At 38.8% G+C, this 20424-nt stretch carries 23 protein-coding genes; 20 read left to right on the top strand and 3 right to left on the bottom strand.

The window, feature by feature from the left end; genetic code table 11:
• The first annotated feature begins 3 nt into the window (after nucleotides 1-3).
• From IQ283_RS20900 to IQ283_RS20850, 11 genes are all read left to right on the top strand, one after another.
• Entirely contained in the window at nucleotides 4-552 is a 549-nt protein-coding gene (locus IQ283_RS20900; protein WP_194221975.1) for an isoprenylcysteine carboxyl methyltransferase family protein, read from the top strand.
• Between the two features lie 66 nt (nucleotides 553-618).
• Nucleotides 619-1782 (top strand): D-alanyl-D-alanine carboxypeptidase family protein, encoded by a 1164-nt coding sequence (locus IQ283_RS20895; RefSeq protein WP_408962614.1) that lies wholly within the window; start codon nucleotides 619-621, stop codon nucleotides 1780-1782.
• Nucleotides 1775-2368 carry a nucleoside recognition domain-containing protein gene (locus IQ283_RS20890; RefSeq protein WP_194221973.1) on the top strand — a complete coding sequence of 198 codons (594 nt, stop codon included), beginning with the start codon at nucleotides 1775-1777 and terminating at the stop codon, nucleotides 2366-2368. Before IQ283_RS20895 ends, IQ283_RS20890 begins: the two co-directional genes overlap by 8 nt.
• Nucleotides 2365-2883, top strand: coding sequence for a spore maturation protein (locus IQ283_RS20885; RefSeq protein WP_408962613.1), 519 nt, complete (start codon nucleotides 2365-2367; stop codon nucleotides 2881-2883). Before IQ283_RS20890 ends, IQ283_RS20885 begins: the two co-directional genes overlap by 4 nt.
• Nucleotides 2884-3022: 139 nt before the next feature.
• Nucleotides 3023-3760: a pseudouridine synthase gene (locus IQ283_RS20880; RefSeq protein ID WP_194221972.1), complete on the top strand. Its 738-nt coding sequence runs from the start codon at nucleotides 3023-3025 to the stop codon at nucleotides 3758-3760.
• Nucleotides 3761-3824: 64 nt separating this feature from the next.
• Nucleotides 3825-4352, top strand: a complete 528-nt coding sequence (gene resA, locus IQ283_RS20875) for a thiol-disulfide oxidoreductase ResA (RefSeq protein ID WP_194221971.1) — start codon at nucleotides 3825-3827, stop codon at nucleotides 4350-4352.
• Nucleotides 4353-4364: 12 nt separating this feature from the next.
• Nucleotides 4365-5990, top strand: a complete 1626-nt coding sequence (gene resB / locus IQ283_RS20870) for a cytochrome c biogenesis protein ResB (protein WP_194221970.1) — start codon at nucleotides 4365-4367, stop codon at nucleotides 5988-5990.
• 29 nt (nucleotides 5991-6019) lie between these two features.
• On the top strand, nucleotides 6020-7219 hold the full coding sequence (ccsB, locus tag IQ283_RS20865) for a c-type cytochrome biogenesis protein CcsB (RefSeq protein ID WP_194221969.1): 1200 nt from the start codon (nucleotides 6020-6022) through the stop codon (nucleotides 7217-7219).
• A 131-nt stretch (nucleotides 7220-7350) separates the two neighbouring features.
• Nucleotides 7351-8067, top strand: a complete 717-nt coding sequence (locus IQ283_RS20860) for a response regulator transcription factor (protein WP_194221968.1) — start codon at nucleotides 7351-7353, stop codon at nucleotides 8065-8067.
• Entirely contained in the window at nucleotides 8067-9857 is a 1791-nt protein-coding gene (locus tag IQ283_RS20855) for an ATP-binding protein (protein ID WP_194221967.1), read from the top strand. Before IQ283_RS20860 ends, IQ283_RS20855 begins: the two co-directional genes overlap by 1 nt.
• Nucleotides 9858-10032: 175 nt before the next feature.
• Nucleotides 10033-10842, top strand: coding sequence for a histidinol-phosphatase (locus IQ283_RS20850; protein WP_194222325.1), 810 nt, complete (start codon nucleotides 10033-10035; stop codon nucleotides 10840-10842).
• A gap of 111 nt (nucleotides 10843-10953) precedes the next feature.
• Here the strand turns inward: IQ283_RS20850 and serA are convergent, their stop codons facing one another.
• Together serA and IQ283_RS20840 are read right to left on the bottom strand one after the other, a co-directional pair.
• Nucleotides 10954-12534, bottom strand: a complete 1581-nt coding sequence (gene serA / locus IQ283_RS20845) for a phosphoglycerate dehydrogenase (RefSeq protein WP_194221966.1) — start codon at nucleotides 12532-12534, stop codon at nucleotides 10954-10956.
• A 165-nt stretch (nucleotides 12535-12699) separates the two neighbouring features.
• Nucleotides 12700-12948, bottom strand: coding sequence for a ferredoxin (locus tag IQ283_RS20840; protein ID WP_194221965.1), 249 nt, complete (start codon nucleotides 12946-12948; stop codon nucleotides 12700-12702).
• Between the two features lie 217 nt (nucleotides 12949-13165).
• Here IQ283_RS20840 and IQ283_RS20835 point away from each other — a divergent pair, with 217 nt between their 5' ends.
• The 5 genes from IQ283_RS20835 to IQ283_RS20815 all read left to right on the top strand — a co-directional run bounded on the left by IQ283_RS20835 (nucleotide 13166) and on the right by IQ283_RS20815 (nucleotide 17057).
• The gene (locus IQ283_RS20835) at nucleotides 13166-14215 is read left to right on the top strand and encodes a helix-turn-helix domain-containing protein (RefSeq protein WP_194221964.1); all 1050 of its coding nucleotides are present in this window, start codon (nucleotides 13166-13168) and stop codon (nucleotides 14213-14215) included.
• Complete coding sequence (locus tag IQ283_RS20830) at nucleotides 14215-15753, top strand: RecQ family ATP-dependent DNA helicase (RefSeq protein ID WP_194221963.1); 1539 nt, start codon at nucleotides 14215-14217, stop codon at nucleotides 15751-15753. Before IQ283_RS20835 ends, IQ283_RS20830 begins: the two co-directional genes overlap by 1 nt.
• Complete coding sequence (locus IQ283_RS20825) at nucleotides 15734-16312, top strand: CPBP family intramembrane glutamic endopeptidase (protein ID WP_242057405.1); 579 nt, start codon at nucleotides 15734-15736, stop codon at nucleotides 16310-16312. The genes IQ283_RS20830 and IQ283_RS20825 overlap by 20 nt, the downstream gene beginning before the upstream one ends.
• 27 nt (nucleotides 16313-16339) lie before the next feature.
• The gene (locus IQ283_RS20820; protein ID WP_194221962.1) at nucleotides 16340-16525 is read left to right on the top strand and encodes a hypothetical protein; all 186 of its coding nucleotides are present in this window, start codon (nucleotides 16340-16342) and stop codon (nucleotides 16523-16525) included.
• Nucleotides 16526-16607: 82 nt separating this feature from the next.
• Nucleotides 16608-17057 (top strand): DUF2663 family protein, encoded by a 450-nt coding sequence (locus IQ283_RS20815; RefSeq protein ID WP_194221961.1) that lies wholly within the window; start codon nucleotides 16608-16610, stop codon nucleotides 17055-17057.
• A gap of 3 nt (nucleotides 17058-17060) precedes the next feature.
• Here IQ283_RS20815 and IQ283_RS20810 read toward each other — a convergent pair whose 3' ends face one another.
• Nucleotides 17061-17276 (bottom strand): hypothetical protein, encoded by a 216-nt coding sequence (locus IQ283_RS20810; RefSeq protein ID WP_194221960.1) that lies wholly within the window; start codon nucleotides 17274-17276, stop codon nucleotides 17061-17063.
• Between the two features lie 210 nt (nucleotides 17277-17486).
• Here IQ283_RS20810 and IQ283_RS20805 point away from each other — a divergent pair, with 210 nt between their 5' ends.
• The 4 genes from IQ283_RS20805 (at nucleotide 17487) to IQ283_RS20790 (ending at nucleotide 20351) form a co-directional block, all read left to right on the top strand.
• The gene (locus IQ283_RS20805; protein WP_194221959.1) at nucleotides 17487-18122 is read left to right on the top strand and encodes a CBS domain-containing protein; all 636 of its coding nucleotides are present in this window, start codon (nucleotides 17487-17489) and stop codon (nucleotides 18120-18122) included.
• 58 nt (nucleotides 18123-18180) lie between these two features.
• Nucleotides 18181-18579, top strand: a complete 399-nt coding sequence (locus IQ283_RS20800) for a hypothetical protein (RefSeq protein WP_206759496.1) — start codon at nucleotides 18181-18183, stop codon at nucleotides 18577-18579.
• The gene (locus IQ283_RS20795) at nucleotides 18576-19334 is read left to right on the top strand and encodes a metallophosphoesterase (protein WP_194221957.1); all 759 of its coding nucleotides are present in this window, start codon (nucleotides 18576-18578) and stop codon (nucleotides 19332-19334) included. The genes IQ283_RS20800 and IQ283_RS20795 overlap by 4 nt, the downstream gene beginning before the upstream one ends.
• A gap of 93 nt (nucleotides 19335-19427) precedes the next feature.
• On the top strand, nucleotides 19428-20351 hold the full coding sequence (locus IQ283_RS20790; protein ID WP_194222323.1) for a MerR family transcriptional regulator: 924 nt from the start codon (nucleotides 19428-19430) through the stop codon (nucleotides 20349-20351).
• Nucleotides 20352-20424 lie beyond the last annotated feature (73 nt).

Genomic DNA, 20424 nt, shown 5'->3' with positions numbered 1-20424 from the left:
AAAATGGGGCTAATATTTACTGGGGTTTTTATCCTTCTTGTGTTTCAAAGATTAATTGAACTATATATAGCTAAAAAAAATGAAAAGTGGATGAAAGAGCAGGGAGCAAGAGAAGTTGGAAAAAATCATTATAAATACATTGTGCTGCTACACATTTTCTTTCTTTTCGCAGTAGCGATTGAAGCGATTTTACGAGATTTCACTCTCTCCTTCGTCTGGTCTGTTATGCTGTTTGTGTTTCTTTTGGCTCAATGCCTTCGAGTCTGGACAATTAGAAGTCTGGGCCGCTTTTGGAATACAAAAATAATCGTCCTACAAGATGCAGATGTTGTAAAAAAGGGTCCTTACCGATTTTTGAAACACCCTAACTACTTAATTGTGGCACTAGAAATTCTCTCTTTGCCACTTATTTTCTCCTCTTACTTCACTGCGATTGTTTTTACCGTGCTAAATGCAGTATTACTTCTGAGAGTTCGTATTCCCGCTGAAGAGAAAGCTTTAAAAGAGTCGACCAATTATCCCGTGATGTTTCCGAATGCCGAAAAGGAATGAAAGACATATACTGCGTCTCTTGCTCATAAACTTGTACAAATATAGAGCTTAAGGGACGTGGATGTCATGATGAAATCGCTTAAGACAAAAATTGGCGTCTTTATTTTAATTGCTGCTTTGCTGTTTCTCATGATTCCAAGAGGTGTAGTAGCAGAGGGAGTAGGCGTCTCAGCGAGAAGTGCCATACTACTTGAACAAGAAACAGGAAGAGTCCTTTACGAAAAAGATGCCTATACACAAAGACGAATAGCGAGTATCACAAAAATTATGACTGCGATCATTGCGATTGAGTCAGGTAAAATGAATGAAACAGTAAAAATTAGTGGAAACGCTGCTGGGACAGAAGGTTCCTCTCTCTATTTAAAAGAAGGAGAGAAAATAACACTTGAAAATTTGGTATACGGATTAATGCTTCGTTCTGGTAATGATGCTGCTGTGGCAATTGCTGAAGAAGTTGGAGGCAGTTTAGAAGGCTTTGTTACATTGATGAATCAGAAAGCAGAAGAAATTGGGATGTCTCACACAGTATTTATGAATCCTCATGGACTTGATGATCATGAGAATCATCTATCGACAGCTTATGACATGGCTATCCTAACACAGTACGCCATGGATAATGACACTTACCGTATTATTTCAAGTACTAAAGTACATAAGGCACCCAATGCGACAGAGGATTGGGATTATGTATGGCGTAATAAAAATAAGCTGTTAACTAGTTTATACTCTGATTCCACTGGTGGGAAAACGGGATACACAAAGCGAGCTAAGCGTACACTCGTTTCTACTGCTGAACGTGATGGTATGACTCTTATTGCTGTTACCTTAGATGCGCCTGATGATTGGAATGATCATATTTCGATGTTTAATTGGGGTTATAGTAACTATGAGCTGACTCTACTAGAGCCTAAAGGGATTATAAAAGATGTGAAGGATGCACCTTACAAAGGCAATGTGAGGTTGAATCGAGATCTTTCCTATCCTTTAACCTCAGAAGAAAGAGGTCAAATTCATTCCACCATCCAACTTGTAGAACCTCCAGATGAAAGTAAGTGGGATGAAATGGGGTCAACAGATGATCCTGTTGGAATGTATGTTGTAAAACTAAATAACAAGACAATTGTGAAAGCACCCATTACTTTTGACTCCGTTGAAAAAAAAGAAAGAGGATTATGGGGATTTTTTAAAGGGTTATTTTCATTAGATATCGGACGTGAGCCGAATGGTTAATCTCATCTGGGCTGGCTTATTTCTCATTGGTATTCTATTTGCTCTAATTAATGGAACGATGGAAGAGGTCAATAAAGCAATATTTACAGGGGCTGAAGAAGCGATAGCTGTTTGTATAGGGTTGTTAAGTGTTCTTATTTTCTGGCTTGGATTGATGAAGATTGCTCAGAAAGCAGGACTGTTAGACCTTTTGGGAAGAGGATTTAAACCGATAGCTCGGAAGCTGTTTCCGGAAGTTCCCCCTGATCATCCTGCAATGGGATATATTCTCTCGAACATGATGGCGAATATGTTCGGCCTTGGAAATGCAGCTACGCCAATGGGGATAAAGGCAATGGAAGAGTTAAAAAAGCTCAATGATATGAAAGATAATGCAACAAGGTCAATGATTACCCTCCTAGCGCTCAATACATCAAGTTTAACTCTTATCCCAACTAGTGTTATAGCTATTCGGATGAAATATGGATCAGTTTCACCAACGGAAATCGTTGGTACAACAATTGCTGCTACAGCATGTTCTACAATTGGAGCGATCCTCATTGATCGCTTTTTATATCGAAGAAGCAAAAGGGGAGGATCTCTGTGAATGCATCGATCTGGATTATCCCTTTATTGATCGGGTTTATTCTTGCGTACGGAACGTGGAAAAGAGTACCAACTTATGAAACCTTTGTAGAAGGAGGTAAAGAAGGACTTTCTATTGCAGTTTCGATCGTTCCTTATTTGGTAGGCATGATGGTAGCGATTTCTGTTTTTCGAGCATCTGGTGCAATGGCCTTTCTTAGTGGATTATTAAGAGTACCACTAGAAGCGATTGGGGTACCTACAGAAATCGTTCCTTTGGCTCTCATTCGCCCGATTTCTGGTACCGGTGCGCTTGCAATGACAACGGATATTATTAGCACATATGGGCCTGATTCCTTTATTGGGAGGTTAGCCTCTACCATGCAAGGAAGTACAGATACGACGCTTTATGTCATTACGGTTTACTTTGGGGCGATTGGCATCAAACGAATGGGAAATGCTCTTAAAGTTGGATTGTTAGCAGATTTAGTCGGGATGGCAGCAGCGATTATATTTGTTACTCTCGTATTTGGATAGAAGCCATCTTATTCGATGGCTTTTTTTATTGTAACGGAATGTTTGGAACATTCCTGTTTGAGCATAATAAATGATAGAATGAATCTGTGCTTGAGGTTTGACTGTGACAAGAGTATGATGTTTTAGTGAGGTGAATTTGATGGAACGTTTGCAAAAAGTAATTGCTCAAGCTGGAGTAACGTCCAGACGAAAAGCAGAAACATTGATTGAAGAAGGTAGAGTGAAAGTTAACGGCAAAGTCGTAACTGAACTCGGTACAAAGGTGTCTGAGCGCTGTAAAATTGAAGTAAACGGGATTCCGGTAGAACGTGAAGAGCCGGTTTATTTTTTGTTTTATAAACCAACAGGCGTTATTTCAACAGTAGAAGATGATAAAGGAAGAAAGGCCGTCACCGATTATTTCCATGAAATCGAAGAGCGGGTTTTTCCTGTTGGACGACTTGATTACGATACGTCAGGTGTTTTGCTCTTAACGAATGATGGTGATTTTGCGAATAAGCTGATGCACCCAAGTTATCATGTAGACAAAGTGTACGTCGCTAAAGTGAAAGGCTTAATGAATAAAGAGACCATTCAAAAGCTTGAGCGAGGTGTGCAGCTAGAAGACGGAAAGACTTCGAAAGCACGAGCTAGAATTCTATCCGTTGATAAACAAAAAGGAAAATCAATTGTAGAATTGACCATTCATGAAGGTAAGAATCGCCAGGTACGCCGTATGTTCGAAACATTAGGGTACCCTGTGCAAAAGTTAAAGAGAGAACGATATGGTTTTCTTGAGCTGACTGGAATGAATCCTGGAGATTATCGTGAGCTAAAACCTTACGAAGTGAAGCAGCTTCGTAACCAAGCTGTCACACAAAATTCAAAAAAACGATAAGGTGACCCCTTATCGACACGTTATAGTGAGAGTAGTATTGCTTTGTTTGATTGGAGTTGGTTGAATGAAAAAGAAAAACCGGCTGATCGTGCGGACTGTTATATTGACTATCGTCTTTATAGCAGTCGGCTATACGTTCTATACAAACTTTTTTGCAAATGAAAGCGGAATCGTACAGGCCGGAGATCAAGCGCCAAACTTTATTTTAACGGATTTAGACGGAAATGAAGTAGAGCTTGAGGACTACAGAGGGAAAGGCGTCTTTCTGAATTTTTGGGCAACCTATTGCGAGCCTTGTAAAGATGAGATGCCAGCGATGGACAAGAAGTATAAAGAATACAAAGAAAAAGGCGTCGAAATACTTGCAGTAAATGTTTCGGAACCTAAATTGACTGCCGAAAGCTTTGCTGATCGGTATAACCTTAGTTTTCCAGTGTTGCTTGATAAGAGCAATGATGTAACTAATCACTATGGAGTTGGACCAATTCCAGTAACCTTTTTAATTGACAAGAATGGCAAGGTCGTTCAAAAAACGGAAGCCAGCCTTTCAGAGGAAGTAATTGATAGCTATATGAAGCAAATCCAACCGTAATGGGGTGTTCCAATGAGCAACAATAACATCACCTGTGAATGCGGACATGTGAACCCTTATGGAACTGAGATATGCGAAGTATGTGGTAAACCGCTTCAAGGAGATTTAGAATCTAAGAAACTGCTTAATATGAGATACGAGGGAAGTGCACGGAGGTCTCAAACGTACAAAACGACGATCATCGATAAGATCTGGAATTTCTTCTCATCTGTAAAGGTCGGAATCTGGATCATCGTCTTGTTGCTAGTAGCTTCAGCGATAGGCACTATTTTCCCTCAAGAAATGTACATACCACCGCTGTCAGACCCGACAGTTTATTACAAGGAACAATACGGCGTACTTGGTCAATTGTATTATGACCTGGGTTTTCATAACTTATACGGCTCATGGTGGTATATGTTATTAATCGCCGCATTGGGACTTTCGCTCATTGTAGCCAGTCTCGATCGGTTTGTCCCGCTGTATCGCTCATTAAAGAAGCAGCGAGTCATTCGCCATGAAAGTTTCATGAAGCGTCAGAAGTATTTTGGTAAGACGGAAATCAGCCATGATTCGCCTGACTTAAGCGGCATTAAACAAGCATTAGAAAATAAAAGGTACAATGTTAAAGAAGAAAATGGTCATTTATTTGCTGAGAAAAATCGCTTCTCCAGATGGGGACCTTACGTAAATCATATCGGACTCATTCTATTCCTCATCGGCGGAATGCTCCGCTTTTTCCCTGGAATGTATGTCGATGAGGTGCTCTGGTTAAGAGAAGGTGAAACAGAGAAGATCAAAGGGACGGAAGAAGCCTATTATTTAAAAAGTGATGGTTTTATTCTAGAAACTTATGATAATGAAGATGAGAAATTTAAAGATGCGATTGAAGAGTCTGGACAAGCAGTCGTGGCAAAGAACTATCAAACGGATGCTGTTTTATACAAGCAGGTTGGTGAAAGAGTAGCTGGGACGGATCCAGAACTTGAGAAAGTGAAAGAACATCCGATTCAAGTTAATAAACCGCTTAAGTTTGAAGGGTATGCCATTTACCAGGTAGATTATAAATTGAATGAACTTCAGAAGATGTCATTTACTATGGACAATAAAGAGTCCGGAGAGTCTATAGGTGACCTTACTATTGATCTTTATAATCCTGAGAAAGAATACAACCTTGAAAACGGCTACAGCGTTGAAGTAATGGACTACTTCCCGGATTTTGAATTTAATGACAAGGGTGAGCCAACAACTAAATCTAAAGTTCCGAATAATCCTGCATTTATACTTAATATGATTTCTCCAGAACATCCTGACGGAGAAGTAGCTTTTGTTGCGATTAAGCAGAACTTAGAGCCTCTTGGAGAAAATGATTACAAAATGTCGTTTCAAAATGTAGATACAAAAAATGTTTCCGGTTTAGTCGTAAGGAAAGACAATACATTATGGATTTTAGCGATCGGCGGCGCAATCTTCATGATTGGTGTTATTCAAGGGATGTATTGGAACCATCGAAGAATTTGGATTCGAAAAGGGAATGACGAAATGTGGTTATCCTGTCACACGAATAAAAACTGGTATGGTTTGAAACGAGAGCTAGAAAGCATTACAAAAGAGACTGGTCTGAATATGCCACTTGATCAGTCGGAAGAAAAGAAATAGATGTTTAGCACGAAAGGAGGCAAGATAAGATGGCTCAATTAAGCAGTAACTTGCTTTATGTTGCTTTCTTTATCTACTTTGCAGCAAGTATTGTATTCGCTATTTCTTTGTTTGGTAAGAAGTGGAGAAAGTCGGATGAAGTGACCCATTCAAAAAAATGGGGAATGTGGGGATTTGCTCTTTCCACAGTGGGTTTTCTTTTTCAGCTGAGCTATTTTATTACAAGGTGGATTGCTGCAGGGCATGCACCAGTTAGTAACTTGTTTGAATTTACAACATTCTTTGGAATGGCGATGGTATTCGCTTTCTTAATCATTTATCTGATATATAAGAGCAATGTTATCGGAGTATTTGCAATGCCTGTTGCAATTATTGTGATTGCTTATGCAAGTGTATTCCCATCAGATATTCAGCCACTTATTCCAGCTTTACAAAGTAACTGGCTCAAAATTCATGTTACAACAGCTGCTCTTGGTGAGGGGATTCTATCCATTAGCTTTGCAGCAGGACTTGTTTATCTAGTTAAAACAGTCAATCAATCTAAAGCGAGCAAATCAACTTTCTGGCTTGAGTTTGTCATGTACTCTCTCATTAGCACGATTGCATTTGTTGTCCTATCACTTGGATTTGAAGCTGCTGGGTATTCTTCCACTTATCAATTTGTTGATCAAAATGAGCAGCAGATAACAGTGGATTATACATTGCCAGCCATAGCAGGGCCGACAGACGGCCAATATGTTAGTGGAAACGAATTTGGACCTCTTTTTGAAGCACCCGGATGGATGAAAGGGGAAAAAGCTGCACATAAGTTAAATACGTTAATCTGGTCGATATTTGGTGGTCTGATCTTGTATGGTCTGGTCCGATTAATTTTAAGGAAACGAATTGGAGCTGCCATTCAACCAGCACTTAAAAATGTGAATGAAGAATTGGTAGATGAAATACAGTACCGTGCAGTAGCGATTGGTTTCCCAGTGTTTACATTAGGAGCACTTATTTTCGCCATGATCTGGGCGCAGGCTGCTTGGACACGCTTCTGGGGTTGGGATCCAAAAGAGGTATGGGCTCTTGTTACATTCCTTTTTTATGCTGCATATCTTCACCTTCGTCTTTCAAGAGGATGGCAAGGTGAGAAATCAGCCTGGCTTGCTGTAGTAGGTTTTGTCATCATTATGCTCAACCTTGTTGTCGTCAACCTTGTTATTTCTGGACTTCATTCTTATGCATAACTTCGAAAACCTTCACGATTTGTGAAGGTTTTCTTATAAGGTGAGAGGTGAATGCGGTTTCTCATCACTGGTCTGGATTGCTATAGGCATGGTAGAATAGAACACATGAGCTCATGTAGGAGGGAATCTTCTTGGAAAAAGATGCACGAATATTAGTAGTAGATGATGAAGAGCGTATTAGAAAGCTATTGCGCATGTATCTTGAGAGAGAGAATTATGAAATAGAAGAAGCTGAAAATGGAGAACAAGCCCTGGAAATGGCAATTGAGGATGATTTCGATCTTATTTTACTTGATTTAATGCTTCCGGGAATGGATGGTACAGAAGTTTGTCAGCAAATGCGTGAACAAAAAGCCACTCCTGTGATCATGCTTACAGCAAAAGGGGAAGAGGCTAATCGCGTACAGGGGTTTGAAGTAGGGGCTGATGACTATATTACAAAACCATTTAGTCCAAGAGAAGTCGTTCTTCGCGTTAAAGCACTGTTAAGAAGATCATCGACGACGAAATTTTTACAAACCGAAACCACAACTAAAAACGTAATTGTATTTCCGTATTTAACAATCGATCATGACGCTCATAGGGTGTTAGCGGAGGAACAAATTATTAATTTAACACCGAAAGAATATGAGCTATTGTATTATCTTGCAAAAGCTCCTGATAAAGTATTTTCGAGAGAAGAGCTGTTAAAAGATGTCTGGAATTATGAATTCTTTGGAGATCTCCGAACAGTTGATACGCACGTGAAGAGACTAAGAGAGAAGCTAAATAAAGTATCACCAAATGCTGCTGCAATGATTTCAACAGTATGGGGAGTGGGATATAAATTCGAGGCAGTTAAAGAATAATGATTTGGAGAAGCGTTGTTGGTAAGCTATGGCTTACAATCATCTTACTTGTAGCATTTGTGCTATCCATCTTAACAATTCTTTTACTTCAATTTTTTGAAGACTTTCATGTTGAAAAAGAAGCAGAGCAAATGGAGCGACTCGCTAATAAAGTGGCTTCTGTTATTGAACGATATGATGATCGAGAGCAGGCGCTTGACACAGCCTGGGAAATCACAGACTTTTATCCTACTAGGGTTATGATCGTTGAAAATGACAGCCAGGGGGAAAGTAGGTATTCGCCCAATGCCCATGGATTACCAGAGCTGTCATTGGATGTGTTTAAAAAAGATCCCATCTTAAAAGGGGTATTTACTGATCGGGAAACGGTTGTTAAAAAGGGAGATTTCGTTACAGATGAAGCGGCCGCATCACATAATGAACTTCTAATCGTCGGTGTCCCCATGGAACTTGATGGAGAAGATAACGGAGAGGTATTTCTTTACCAATCCCTTGACGTTATAGCAAAGACAACGAGCCAGGCTCGAAATTTAATTTACATAGCTGCCGGGATTGCCATTGTTTTAACGACAATCTTTGCCTTCTTCTTATCTACTCGTATTACCGCTCCACTTCTGAAAATGAGAGAAGCAGCTACAGAGGTTGCAAAAGGGAAGTTCGATACAAAAGTTCCGATGGTGACCCACGATGAAATTGGCGAACTTTCTGTTGCGTTTAACCGTATGGGGCGCCAACTCAATAACTATGTTACAGCGTTGAATCAAGAGAAGGAACAGCTTTCTAGTATTTTAAGCAGTATGGCGGATGGCGTTATTACATTTGATAAAACTGGAGCCATATTAAGCACGAATCCCCCTGCTGAACGTTTTTTGAAAGCCTGGTATTACGAGCAGGGAATGGAAGAAAAGCCTGGTAATGAAGTACCTGAGGATATCAATGAATTGTTTAGTCTTGTTGTAACACTTGAGCGGGAACAGTTAACAGAAGTTGAACTACAGGGGCGGAGCTGGGTTGTTGTTATGACGCCACTTTATAACCAATCTGCTATTCGGGGAGCGGTTGCAGTCTTTAGGGATATGACAGAAGAACGTCGTTTGGATAAGCTAAGGAAGGATTTTATCGCGAATGTGTCTCATGAGCTTAGAACCCCAATTGCGATGCTCCAAGGATATAGTGAAGCGATCGTAGATGATATCGCAAGTAGTGACGAGGAAAAGAAAGAGGTCGCTCAAATCATTTACGATGAATCCTTGCGGATGGGAAGGTTAGTGAATGAACTGCTCGATTTAGCTAGAATGGAAGCCGGTCACAACGAATTGCATTATAGCAATATTCATTTGCAAGATTTTGGACAAAGAATATTAAGGAAATTTTCCGGACTTGCTCGAGATCGACAAGTGGAATTAAATTTCCATGTTTCAAATGATGAAAGAATGTTAAAGATTGATCCTGACAGAATCGAACAAGTATTAACGAATTTAATAGACAACGCTGTGAGACATACACCAGGAGGAGGGGAAGTAAGATTATTAATTACTTCCCTTGAGAAAGGCGTTCAGTTCGACGTGAAAGATACTGGTTCTGGCATTCCTGAAGATGATCTTCCATTCGTGTTTGAGCGTTTCTACAAAGCCGACAAAGCTCGTACAAGAGGAAGGTCAGGAACGGGTCTAGGGCTTGCCATTGCTCGTAACATTGTGGAATCTCATCACGGCCACATTTCCGTCCACAGCAAGAGCGGAGAAGGAACAACGTTCTCTTTCTATATACCTGATAAAGTGAAAGAGTGACAGGCACTCCGTCGATATACTCAAAGAGTTTCCGAATTAATCGGAAGCTCTTTGTTTGATTAGTGACATTTTATGCAGAAGAAAAAGAGTAAGGAATAGGTATCCTTGTTTCCCGTTAATGCGTTACAATAACAAGTGGAAGAGTCAAACTAGTTCGATAAAAGGAGCTGAAGCTGTGTATACTGACTATCACAATCACTTAGAAAAAGGTACATTAACTCTTGATTATTTATCTCAGTTTGTTGAAGAAGCAAAGCGCAAAAATGTAAGCCATTTTGGGATTTCCGAACATGCTTATCATTTTTATGAAACAGAAAATATTTTAAGCAATCCGTGGGTTAACGAAAGAAGATGGTACAACATGGATGACTACGTTCGTCTTTTTCAGGAAGCGGAAAAACAGGGGATGGACGTTAAGATGTCCATTGAAATGGATTATACGCCAGGTAAACATCAAGAAATGAAAGATTTTATTTCTAGCTATCGATTTGATTATGTCATTGGATCCATTCATTGGGTTGAAGACTTTGGGATTGATCTAGCAGAGTATCGTCATCTTTGGGATGAACGTGATATTAATACGGTTTACCGCAAATATTTTGATCAAGTTGTCACACTGGCAGAATCAAATTTGTTTGATATCGTAGGTCATCTCGACCTTGTAAAGATATTTAAATACAAACCTGAAAGCCGTGATTTTCTACTTGAACAATATGACCGAGCGACAAATGCTTTATCTCATTCCAAAACATGCGTCGAAATTAGTACAGCGGGGTTGCGTAAGCCAGTAGGAGAATTGTATCCTGATCCTGAACTTCTTAAAATGTGTTATGAAAAAGATATTCCAATTGTCCTCTCATCAGATGCGCACGTTCCGGGAGATGTTGGTGCAGACTATGATAAGGCGGTTGAGCTTGCTAAATCAGTTGGGTATTCTAAATTAATGACGTTCGAAAAAGGAGAGCGCAAGTCAATATCGTTATAAATATAGGTGAGTGAAGATAATTTTTTGCTCGAATGAGCGCACAAATCAGTGGGATATAAATGCAACAAAAAAGGAACGGGAGCTAATCGCTCCCGTTCCTTTTTAGATGAATTAAACGCCGCCAATTTGTTCTACTTTCACGATATCTTGCACTTCTTCGAGAGTTTCTTCAATATTTTTTGGTAAGGTATTATCAAAAGATAACATCATAATCGCTTCTCCACCTGCTGTCTTTCTTCCAACTTGCATTGTGGCAATGTTAATCTTATGTTCACCTAGAACCTTTCCTACGTTTCCAATGACACCAGGACGGTCATTGTGCTGGATATAGAGAAGGTGACCTTGAGGGTGGAAGTCAATATCAAATCCATTTAACTGAGTGATGCGATCTCCATATTCTTTAATATATGTTCCTTGAAGTGAGAAGGCCTCTTTATCCCCTTTTACTGTTACAGAAATAAGGTTTGAGTATCCCTGTGTTTCAGAACTATGTTTCTCACCGTAAGTGATCCCTCTTTCTCTAGCGATAGAAGGGGCGTTTACTTCATTAACGGTAGTGTCCAGTCTTGATTTAAGGAAGGACGCCATTAAATTCCTTGTCAAGATTGCTGTATCTAATTCAGTTAGCTTTCCGGCATAAGTGACTTCTACGAGATTCACTGCTGATTTCATACATTGTGAGAGTATACTCCCCATCTTACGAGTTAGTTCGTAATATGGTTTGATTTTTTCGTATTCTTCTTTTGAAAAACCAGGGAGGTTGATCGCATTTCGAATTGGTTTCTCTTTTAGGAAGTGCAGTACTTCGTCTGCTACCTGTGCAGCAACATTGAGTTGTGCTTCTTTTGTAGAAGCCCCAAGGTGTGGAGTTGCAATAACTTGATCAAAGCTTAAGAGAGGGTGGTCAGCCTCTGGTGGTTCTGCCACAAACACATCAAGTGCTACGCCGCCAATGTGACCTGATTCGAGGTAAGGAATGAGTGATTCTTCATCAATAATTCCTCCACGAGCACAGTTAATTAAGAAAACACCTTTTTTAGTTTTCGCTAGCGTTTCTTTATTTAAGAGTCCACGTGTTTTATCAGTTAAAGGAGTATGAACGGTGATAATATCTGCTGTTTGAAGCAGGTGATCCAAATCAACAGACTGTACATCGAGTTTTTCCGCTCGATCATTTGTTAGGAATGGATCAAATACGACGACATCCATACCAAACGCTCTAGAGCGTCTAGAAAGCTCTGTACCGATACGTCCCATTCCTACAATACCAAGGGTTTTTCCACTTAACTCTGTTCCGACATACTGTTTTCTCATCCATTGTCCTTTTTTCAATGACGATGTTCCCTGAGGGATATTTCGAACGAGTGAAGCCATCATTGCAAAAGTATGTTCTGTTGTTGATATAGTGTTCCCATCAGGTGCATTAACTACAATGACGCCTCGTTTCGTTGCGGCATCAATATCGATGTTATCAACACCAACACCTGCTCTTGCAACAATCTTAAGCGAAGGCATTTGATCGAGCACTTCTGCTGTTACTTTTGTCGCGCTTCTTACAAGCAAGGCTTCATAGCGATCCAGACGATCATTGAAGTCATTTAATGATCCAATGTCACATGTTATCGTGCTTTCATTCAAAAGCGGCTGTAAGCCATCTTCCTTAATACCATCAGTTACTAAAACGTAAGCCAACTTCTCCACTCCCTTTGTCTCTCTCTTCTCATTTTTTAGAAAACTTAATAACTTACTTTTTATCATGAAAGCACTAAAGTGTCAATTTCATTAGGAACATTTTTTAGTGAAAAAGATGCGAAAATAAAAAATCCCCGGTATTAAAACCGGGGATTCCATTCTTTATTATTCGAATTTTGTAGCGTCTCCGTCAAATGACTCATCAGCAATCTTAATAGAATCAGTAGGACAGCCTTCAAACGCATCCATCATATCTTCATGAAGTACATCTGGAATTTCAACGATACCTTCGTTGTCATCGAGGGTTACAAATGCGATACCTTCGTCGTCGTAATCATAAATATCAGGTGCAGCGGCGCCGCAGGCACCACAAGCAATACATGTGTCTTTATCTACAATAGTATACTTAGCCATGATTTAACCTCCTATTCAATACTTCTATATGCCTTTCATCGTCATTTTATGCGTAAATGAAAGTATTTAATAACCTTATTGTAAAGGTCGCGCCTTGACTTTTCAATAGTTTAATCCTTTTATTACCGCCTAATTGAATGTTACCCGGTTTTAAAATAAGTAAACAGATGAAAAAATTTGATACAATATAAAGAAGAAGGAATTGGGTGATTGATACATGCAATATTTAGATGGTGTGCTATTATATATTTTTGACCGTTTTAGGGGAGAGCGTTCATTATCAGCCGTTTTCCATCTCCTTACTGGGAAAAAATCTTCACAAACGATTCAGGATGCAAAACTATTTAATGTTTCAAATTTTTTTGGTGTTTTGAAGCAAATCAAACGATCTCAACTCGTAGATCATTCCGCTAAGCTTCAAAAAGTTAAATTGATTGAGCTTAACCAACATGATGGTTTTAAGGTCACATTAAAAGGTAAAGAAAAATTGGGCGCTTTCCTAGTGGATAATCCTATTCCCACATACTTAGAAGGATGGAAGTATCATTCTATTAGTGATTTATTCTGGCAGCGGCTTAGTTTATACGTTCAAACGCTATCTTATTCAATCCATGGAAACATGAATTTTTATCCTATAAGCAAAGAAGAGAATATTCAAAACTGGGTCAGGCTACACTTTCCAAGCGTGAAAGAACAGCGAGCCATTTTAGCATATGATTTGTACAAAGAAATATCAGCTATTTTACTCCACCTCCCATCACATCATGCGGCATTATTTGTCAATCGGCTAAGTGGTAAAGGAAGGACAGGACTTACTTTTGCTCAAATGAGTACATCGAACAAGATTAGTGTGGAAGAAGCTACAGTACAATTTCAGAATGTAATTCATGCTTTTCTTACGTATATTCAAAATACTCCTCTTCAATTCCCTATATTGGGAACAGTGGCGAAAGGGTATGAGGGCGAGTGGCCGTTGACGTCTTCAACGAGGCAGACGTATACCATTCTTCAATCGGGAGTGTCACTAGAACAAATAGCTCAAAGGCGTCGATTAAAGAGAAGCACGATCGAGGATCACCTCGTAGAAATTGCAATAAATGTACCTGGCTTCTCAATTGATCCTTTTGTATCTCAAGATGCACAGAGGGAAATCCGATTAGCGAGCGAGAAATTAAACAGTCAGCGGTTAAAAACAATCAAACAGTATTTAGATGATAATTATTCATACTTTGAAATCCGATTAACACTTTGTAAGGAAGGGATTTAATGGCTTTAACAGACTTGTTATACAAGCATTTTGGATACCGCGAATTTCGTCAAGGACAGCAGGAAATCATCTTGGATGTGCTAGAAGGAAAAGACGTTTTTGCGATGCTTCCTACAGGTGCAGGTAAATCGCTATGTTATCAACTTCCAGCATATGCAGGCCTGGCACATATTCTTATTGTTTCGCCTCTCATATCGTTAATGGAAGATCAAGTACAGCAATTAAAAGCACAAGGAGAAAAGCGAGTCGTTGCGTTAAATGGTTTTCTTCCCTTTGAGAAACGAATCTCGATTCTTAAAAACTTATCGCGTTACACCTTTATTTACGTATCACCAGAAATTCTTCAAAATAAGTTTGTGCAAGATGCTTTAACTCAATTGGATTTAGGGTTAATGGTCGTGGATGAAGCACATTGTATTTCTCAATGGGGCCATGATTTTCGAACAGACTATCTAAAACTTGGTGTGATTAGAGACAAGCTTGGTAAACCTCCGGTTCTTGCGTTAACAGCTACAGCTACAGATGAAGTGCGGAATGATGTTATGGATCAATTGCAAATGAAGATACCCGCTATTCATATACACAGCGTCGATCGACCTAACATTGCTATTAAGCTAGATAAATTGCCTTCACTTGAAACGAAAATCCAAGCGTTAAAGCGGTATGCTAATGAGTTAGAAGGGCCTGGAATCATCTATTTCTCAAGCAGGAACTGGGCAGATAGAATTGCAAAAGAATTAAATGATGACGTGAAAACCGTAGCATCTTATCACGCAGGAATGGAGCAGGAAGATCGGTTATTAATACAGCAGCAGTTTCTAAATGATGAGCTATCCATTGTTTGCTCGACAAATGCTTTTGGAATGGGCATAAACAAGAGCAACATTCGATTTGTGATTCATTTTCATCCCCCAGCTACAATCGAAAGCTATTTGCAAGAAATTGGTCGAGCGGGAAGGGATCAAAATCAAGCGATAGCTATTCACTTGTATACAGAAGAAGATGAATTTCTACCCCTTTCATTTATTGATGGAGAACTGCCTAAAGAGGTGCAAATTAAAGAAGTTATGAGAGACTTATCTAGCCGATCAGGTGAAACATATACAAGTAATCAAATAGAAAATGAAGGCGCGAAGTTTGGGTTGAATGAAACGGCGTGGCGTTATTTGTTCCATCGTCTAGAAGTTGAAGGAGTGATAGAGGATAAAGTTATTCGCTCTTTTGAGGTCGATTCTACTTTAATGAAAATAATAGATGAAACAGAAATCCGGCGCACAGAAAAACTTGTTAAGTGGTTTGGATTCAAAAGCTGGTTAGAGGAAGAGCAGTGTCGAAGAAAAGGTTTATTAGCTAGGTTCGGTGAAGCGAATCATATTATTAACCCATGTTGTGATTATTGTGGTTTAAACCTTGAAGATTATGCGGCTAGTCATGATCAAAGTGATTCCTCACCACAAGAAGAATTTGACTGGGATGCTGAACTGAAACGGATGCTGACAGTGTGCGGGGAGGATACCAGTGAGAAACCGACAGGCTGAAATAGTAAAACAATTAACTGATCGTGAGCTGGTATTAAATGTTTACTTAACACAGGCGATCATGCTTATTCTAGCCTTTGTATTGGGAGCTTTTCTATTTGGGGAGTTATGGTTTCTTCCTAAAATTGTGGAATTCAATTGGAGTGATATAGTCTTCCTGGGAGGTGGTGCAGGCTTACTCGTTGTTCTAGCTGATCTTCTTTTGATGAAATCTCTCCCGGATGAGAAATTAGATGATGGAGGGATTAACGAACGGATATTTTCCAAGCTTTCTGTGCAACATATCTTCTTTTTGTCATTTCTTATATCTTTTAGTGAGGAACTGATGTTTCGAGGAGTCATTCAAACACACTTCGGACTAATACTTTCAAGTTTATTATTTGCAATGATACATGTTAGGTATCTTTCTAAGCCAGTGTTATTCACATCTGTTGTAGGAATCAGTTTTTTGCTAGGTATTTTATATGAGGTGACAGGTAATGTTCTTGTCACGATGTCAGCTCATTTTTTTATTGATTTTATTATGGGTTGTTTGATAAAAAGGAAAACACGTCTGTGAGTAAGTACATCATGAAAGGTGAGTCTTATGAAAAACGATCGTCCGCTACCCTCTAGGAAGGAATTCCATCGGAATAAGGAAAAACAAAAAAAGCAGTCACGAAGCAAAGGTAGTGAAGAGAATGAACTTCCATCTCTTACGCTAATCCGAGTGCTCGCGCTGCTATTTATAAGCATGGTTGCCATATTTCTTTTATATTCTTATTTTTCTTAATATGTTTTTCTTATTCAATGCCCCCCTGTATTATCTGGCGCATATGTTGCATAAACTAGTTTCTATAAAAGGGGGGACTAGAGTGGATGCGTTCAAACAATGGAATCTTCCACAGCCACAATCTAAAATGACAAACGTCTTGTTAGAAGAGTTAGTGGAAAGAAAAAATGCTGAAATACAGTTTAATGGAAAATCTCAATTTTATGGGTATGTTCTTTCATGTTTACTTTTAGGTATAGGCGGCCTATTCTGGTACGAGCTAGAAAAGAACTCATCTTTATTTGTAAATGGGTTCTCCCCGTCATTGATGCCATTTTTTATGTTGATGGTTAGTTTGAGTATAGTAGCATATTTTCAATTAAGAAAGATTGCAAAAAAATGCAAAAAGGCCGAGGAAGAATTTGAATCTTTAAGATTGGAGATATTAGATCGAAGTGATGAACTGTTTGAAGGACAATTACAGTGGCAAAATCGTCATGCTGTTTTTAAATATTTGAAAGATCAACATGGAATTAACCTTTATTACAAGTGAACTTTATCTTTGTTCAGGACAACCGAAAAATAAATATTGTTCGATTTGGAAATGACTTCCGTTAATGGAAAGCGCATCTTCTGCAAACATTTCAATTTTCCCGAAGGCAACAGTATCTTTAAGTTTTGGGCAGAAAACTTCTACGGGCATACCTAAACGACGGTTGAAATCCAAATCTTCATTACGTAACAATGATTTGGTTTTAAGTTTGTTTATCATAGATCCATCATCTCCGTTTTATTGTTTCCGTCCCAATTGGTCTGGTTATGCTTTAATCTTACCTCAAAAAGACTGAATCTTCAAGCAATTAAAAAGCCCAATTTACGGAAGAAATCGCCTCAATATCACATGAATTTCTCATTTAGAAGGATATTATCTTTGAAATGTGGTATTAATTAAGAGTAATGATCTTACAAAGAGGTGATAGCAGTGTATGTACGTAGTGCAATGAAACCAATTAGAGAAACTGTTTATGTGAATCATGACACAAAGTTGGATGAAACCCTGAAATTATTGAAGGAACGTGAAATTGATGGTGTCCCCGTTATCCAGGGAACGAAATATGTTGGTATTGTTACTTTTAATCGCATTTACAAAGCGTTTTTCAAAAGTGATGCAACAGATAAAGAAATGTTTCTTAGGGAAACCAATGCAGGGGATATTGCTTTCCAAAAAAATGTTACGGTTGATCAAGAGGAAGTGTTTGAGAATACGCTCCTTTTAGCTAAAAATGCACCACTTGTAGCAGTGGTTGATCAAAAGGAAGATTTCATTGGAATCATTACTAGATCAGATATACTTGATCAATTCCAAAGTGCTTTTGGTATGAGAAAGCCGGGAATTCGAATTGCCTTTGCATCTTCTGAAACAGAAGGAAGAATTGCAAGACTAGCTAAAATAGCAAAGAGTTTTCATGAAAATATTATTTCCCTCTCTACTTTTGACGAGTCAAACCAAAATGTACGAAGGATTGTAATGAAGATCGAGAAAAAAGAAAATATCGATCAATTTATTGCAAAACTTGAACAGAATGGATTTAAAGTACTCGATATTAAAGAAGTATGAGAGATTAGTACCCATAAAGCCTCCTACTCTTACATACGTTAGAGTGGGGGGTTTTACTATGCCGCTTCTCTTGATAAGGGTTATGACAATATTTTGTTTACTGTATTTAGCTGAAAGTAACTTGAATTTAAAAAGTATGACCTTTACAGATTTAATGTTAAACAGTGCGCGCTATGGTTTTGGGGCGATTTGTTTTTTATTTGGATTTTTAGTCGTGGCAAGAGTAATCAGGGAGCATGTAGAGAGCTTTCTTGCATTCGGAATCAAAAACAAAGCTCACCTTATAACGTTCTGCATTGAAGGTAGTTTGTTAATTGGCGTATACTGGGTATTGTTTCAAAATAATAAGTGGTTATCTCTAGCTTCTCTCGTGATGGCATTTATATATGGTGGTTTGTCTGCTAATATAAGGGCTGCCAGAGAAGTGAAACGCTTTCAGAGGAGCAATGAAACATGAACTATATCATTGGGATCTTTTTAGCAGGTGTACTGTTACTAATTTATATGTGGGTTGAAGCTCATCTAAATCGAGTCCACACGAAGGAACTTTACATTAAACAACTACCAAAAAGCTTTGAATCATTTCGGATTTTTTTTATTTCAGATTTACACAATCGAGTGGTTTCTGAGAAAATTTTAGAAAAGGTGAGAGATCAGGTTGATATTGTAATAATAGGTGGAGACGTAATGGAAAAAGGGGTATCTTTTGATAAGGTTGCTCAAAACATGAGGAATCTTAGCGCTATCGCCCCTTGTTATTTCGTTTGGGGGAATAACGATTATGAAGAAAATCCTGCAAAGCTACAAAAAATTCTAGTTGATCACGGAATCCACATCTTAAAAAACCAGGCAGAAACAGTAATGAAAAATAATGATGGAATAAGCTTATTAGGAATTGATGACCTTTCAACAGAAAACGCTTCACTTCAGGAGGCGCTTAATGGAGCGTCAGAAGACCTTAAGATCCTGGTTAGTCATAACCCGGACATTAAACAAGATTGGCCAGAAGAGAGTGGGATTCAATTGATTTTATCCGGACATACTCATGGAGGTCAGATTCGACTGTTTGGATGGGGGATAAGAGAAAAAGGTGGAATTAAGAATATTAATGGGACAACCGTAGTAATCAGCAATGGATATGGCACTACAACTTTACCGTTAAGATTGATGGCTCCAGCTGAGTCACATATTTTTATATTAAAAAGGAAATAAATACAAAAAAACAAGGCAACGCTTATACAAAGTTTACACAAACATCATTCACCCTTTATACTAGGTGTGATAATGGCTGTATTAGAGGGGAAGATGACTATGTCTGCAGGTAAGTATAATATTAAAGCGGTCTCGAAAAAATTAGGTATTCAACCCGGGACCTTGAGGGCATGGGAAAGGCGTTATAATATTATTTCTCCAATAAGAAATGAAGCTGGTCATCGTCTTTATTCGGAAGAGCATATGTCTATATTAAAATGGCTGGTCCAAAAAACAACGCAAGGCTTTACAATTAGTCAGGCCGTTGAATTGCTTGAGAATGGAAATGATTCATCAGATACAGATAGTATGGGCACTGATATGGTTCAGGATAGGGCTCAAATCTTAGCTGATGAAATCCTTGAAGCCCTTTTAGCTTTTGATGAGAATAAAGCGCAAGATTTGTTGAACCAGGCTTTCTCTGTCTTCAGTATAGATAAAGTTGTTCATGATATATTGGCTAAACTACTTGTGAGGGTTGGAGACCTATGGGAAAATGACAAAATAACAATAGCGCATGAGCATTTTACTACCGCTTTTCTTCGTTCTAGAATCGGTATGATTTTCCATACGCTTCCTGTCGATGGGTACCTCCCAAAAGTAATGGCTGTTTGCTCAACTGGTGAATACCATGAGCTTGGATTATTAATTTTTACTCTGTATCTTAGACGGAAAGGGTTCGAAGTCATTTACCTCGGATCGAGCATACCAGAAGAGGATATTGAGATCGTCGTAGAAGATACTGACCCCAAAATTCTGTTTCTATCATGCACGTTGATGACGAATTTACCAAGGTGTCTAGGTATGATTGATCGATTGAACCAACGTTTCTCTGAATTAACCATTGGAGTTGGTGGTTCAGCTATTGGACATTTACGTGATGAAAAGAGACAGGCTTACGAACCGTTTTTAGTTGGAAATAATAAAGAAGAATGGGATGCCTGGATCAAAGATAAAATTCAAAAGCTTACTACTTAGTTGAAAGTGGACATGACTTGTCTAAGCTTCCTTTGACAGTGTAAACTAGAAGAATATCGTCAACCAAGAACCA

Origin of the sequence: Pseudalkalibacillus hwajinpoensis, from assembly GCF_015234585.1 — a bacterium.
GTDB lineage: Bacteria > Bacillota > Bacilli > Bacillales > Guptibacillaceae > Guptibacillus > Guptibacillus hwajinpoensis_B.
Note: the sequence above shows the minus strand (reverse complement) of the source record. Positions and strands in the feature narration are given on the sequence as shown.

Coding starts and splice junctions, on each gene's coding strand:
- IQ283_RS20900 (WP_194221975.1), top strand. CDS start 4: ATGGGGCTAATATTTACTGGGGTTTTTATCCTTCTTGTGTTTCAAAGA.
- IQ283_RS20895 (WP_408962614.1), top strand. CDS start 619: ATGATGAAATCGCTTAAGACAAAAATTGGCGTCTTTATTTTAATTGCT.
- IQ283_RS20890 (WP_194221973.1), top strand. CDS start 1,775: ATGGTTAATCTCATCTGGGCTGGCTTATTTCTCATTGGTATTCTATTT.
- IQ283_RS20880 (WP_194221972.1), top strand. CDS start 3,023: ATGGAACGTTTGCAAAAAGTAATTGCTCAAGCTGGAGTAACGTCCAGA.
- resA (WP_194221971.1), top strand. CDS start 3,825: ATGAAAAAGAAAAACCGGCTGATCGTGCGGACTGTTATATTGACTATC.
- resB (WP_194221970.1), top strand. CDS start 4,365: ATGAGCAACAATAACATCACCTGTGAATGCGGACATGTGAACCCTTAT.
- ccsB (WP_194221969.1), top strand. CDS start 6,020: ATGGCTCAATTAAGCAGTAACTTGCTTTATGTTGCTTTCTTTATCTAC.
- IQ283_RS20855 (WP_194221967.1), top strand. CDS start 8,067: ATGATTTGGAGAAGCGTTGTTGGTAAGCTATGGCTTACAATCATCTTA.
- IQ283_RS20840 (WP_194221965.1), bottom strand. CDS start 12,948: ATGGCTAAGTATACTATTGTAGATAAAGACACATGTATTGCTTGTGGT.
- IQ283_RS20835 (WP_194221964.1), top strand. CDS start 13,166: ATGCAATATTTAGATGGTGTGCTATTATATATTTTTGACCGTTTTAGG.
- IQ283_RS20830 (WP_194221963.1), top strand. CDS start 14,215: ATGGCTTTAACAGACTTGTTATACAAGCATTTTGGATACCGCGAATTT.
- IQ283_RS20820 (WP_194221962.1), top strand. CDS start 16,340: ATGAAAAACGATCGTCCGCTACCCTCTAGGAAGGAATTCCATCGGAAT.
- IQ283_RS20810 (WP_194221960.1), bottom strand. CDS start 17,276: ATGATAAACAAACTTAAAACCAAATCATTGTTACGTAATGAAGATTTG.
- IQ283_RS20800 (WP_206759496.1), top strand. CDS start 18,181: ATGCCGCTTCTCTTGATAAGGGTTATGACAATATTTTGTTTACTGTAT.
- IQ283_RS20795 (WP_194221957.1), top strand. CDS start 18,576: ATGAACTATATCATTGGGATCTTTTTAGCAGGTGTACTGTTACTAATT.
- IQ283_RS20790 (WP_194222323.1), top strand. CDS start 19,428: ATGACTATGTCTGCAGGTAAGTATAATATTAAAGCGGTCTCGAAAAAA.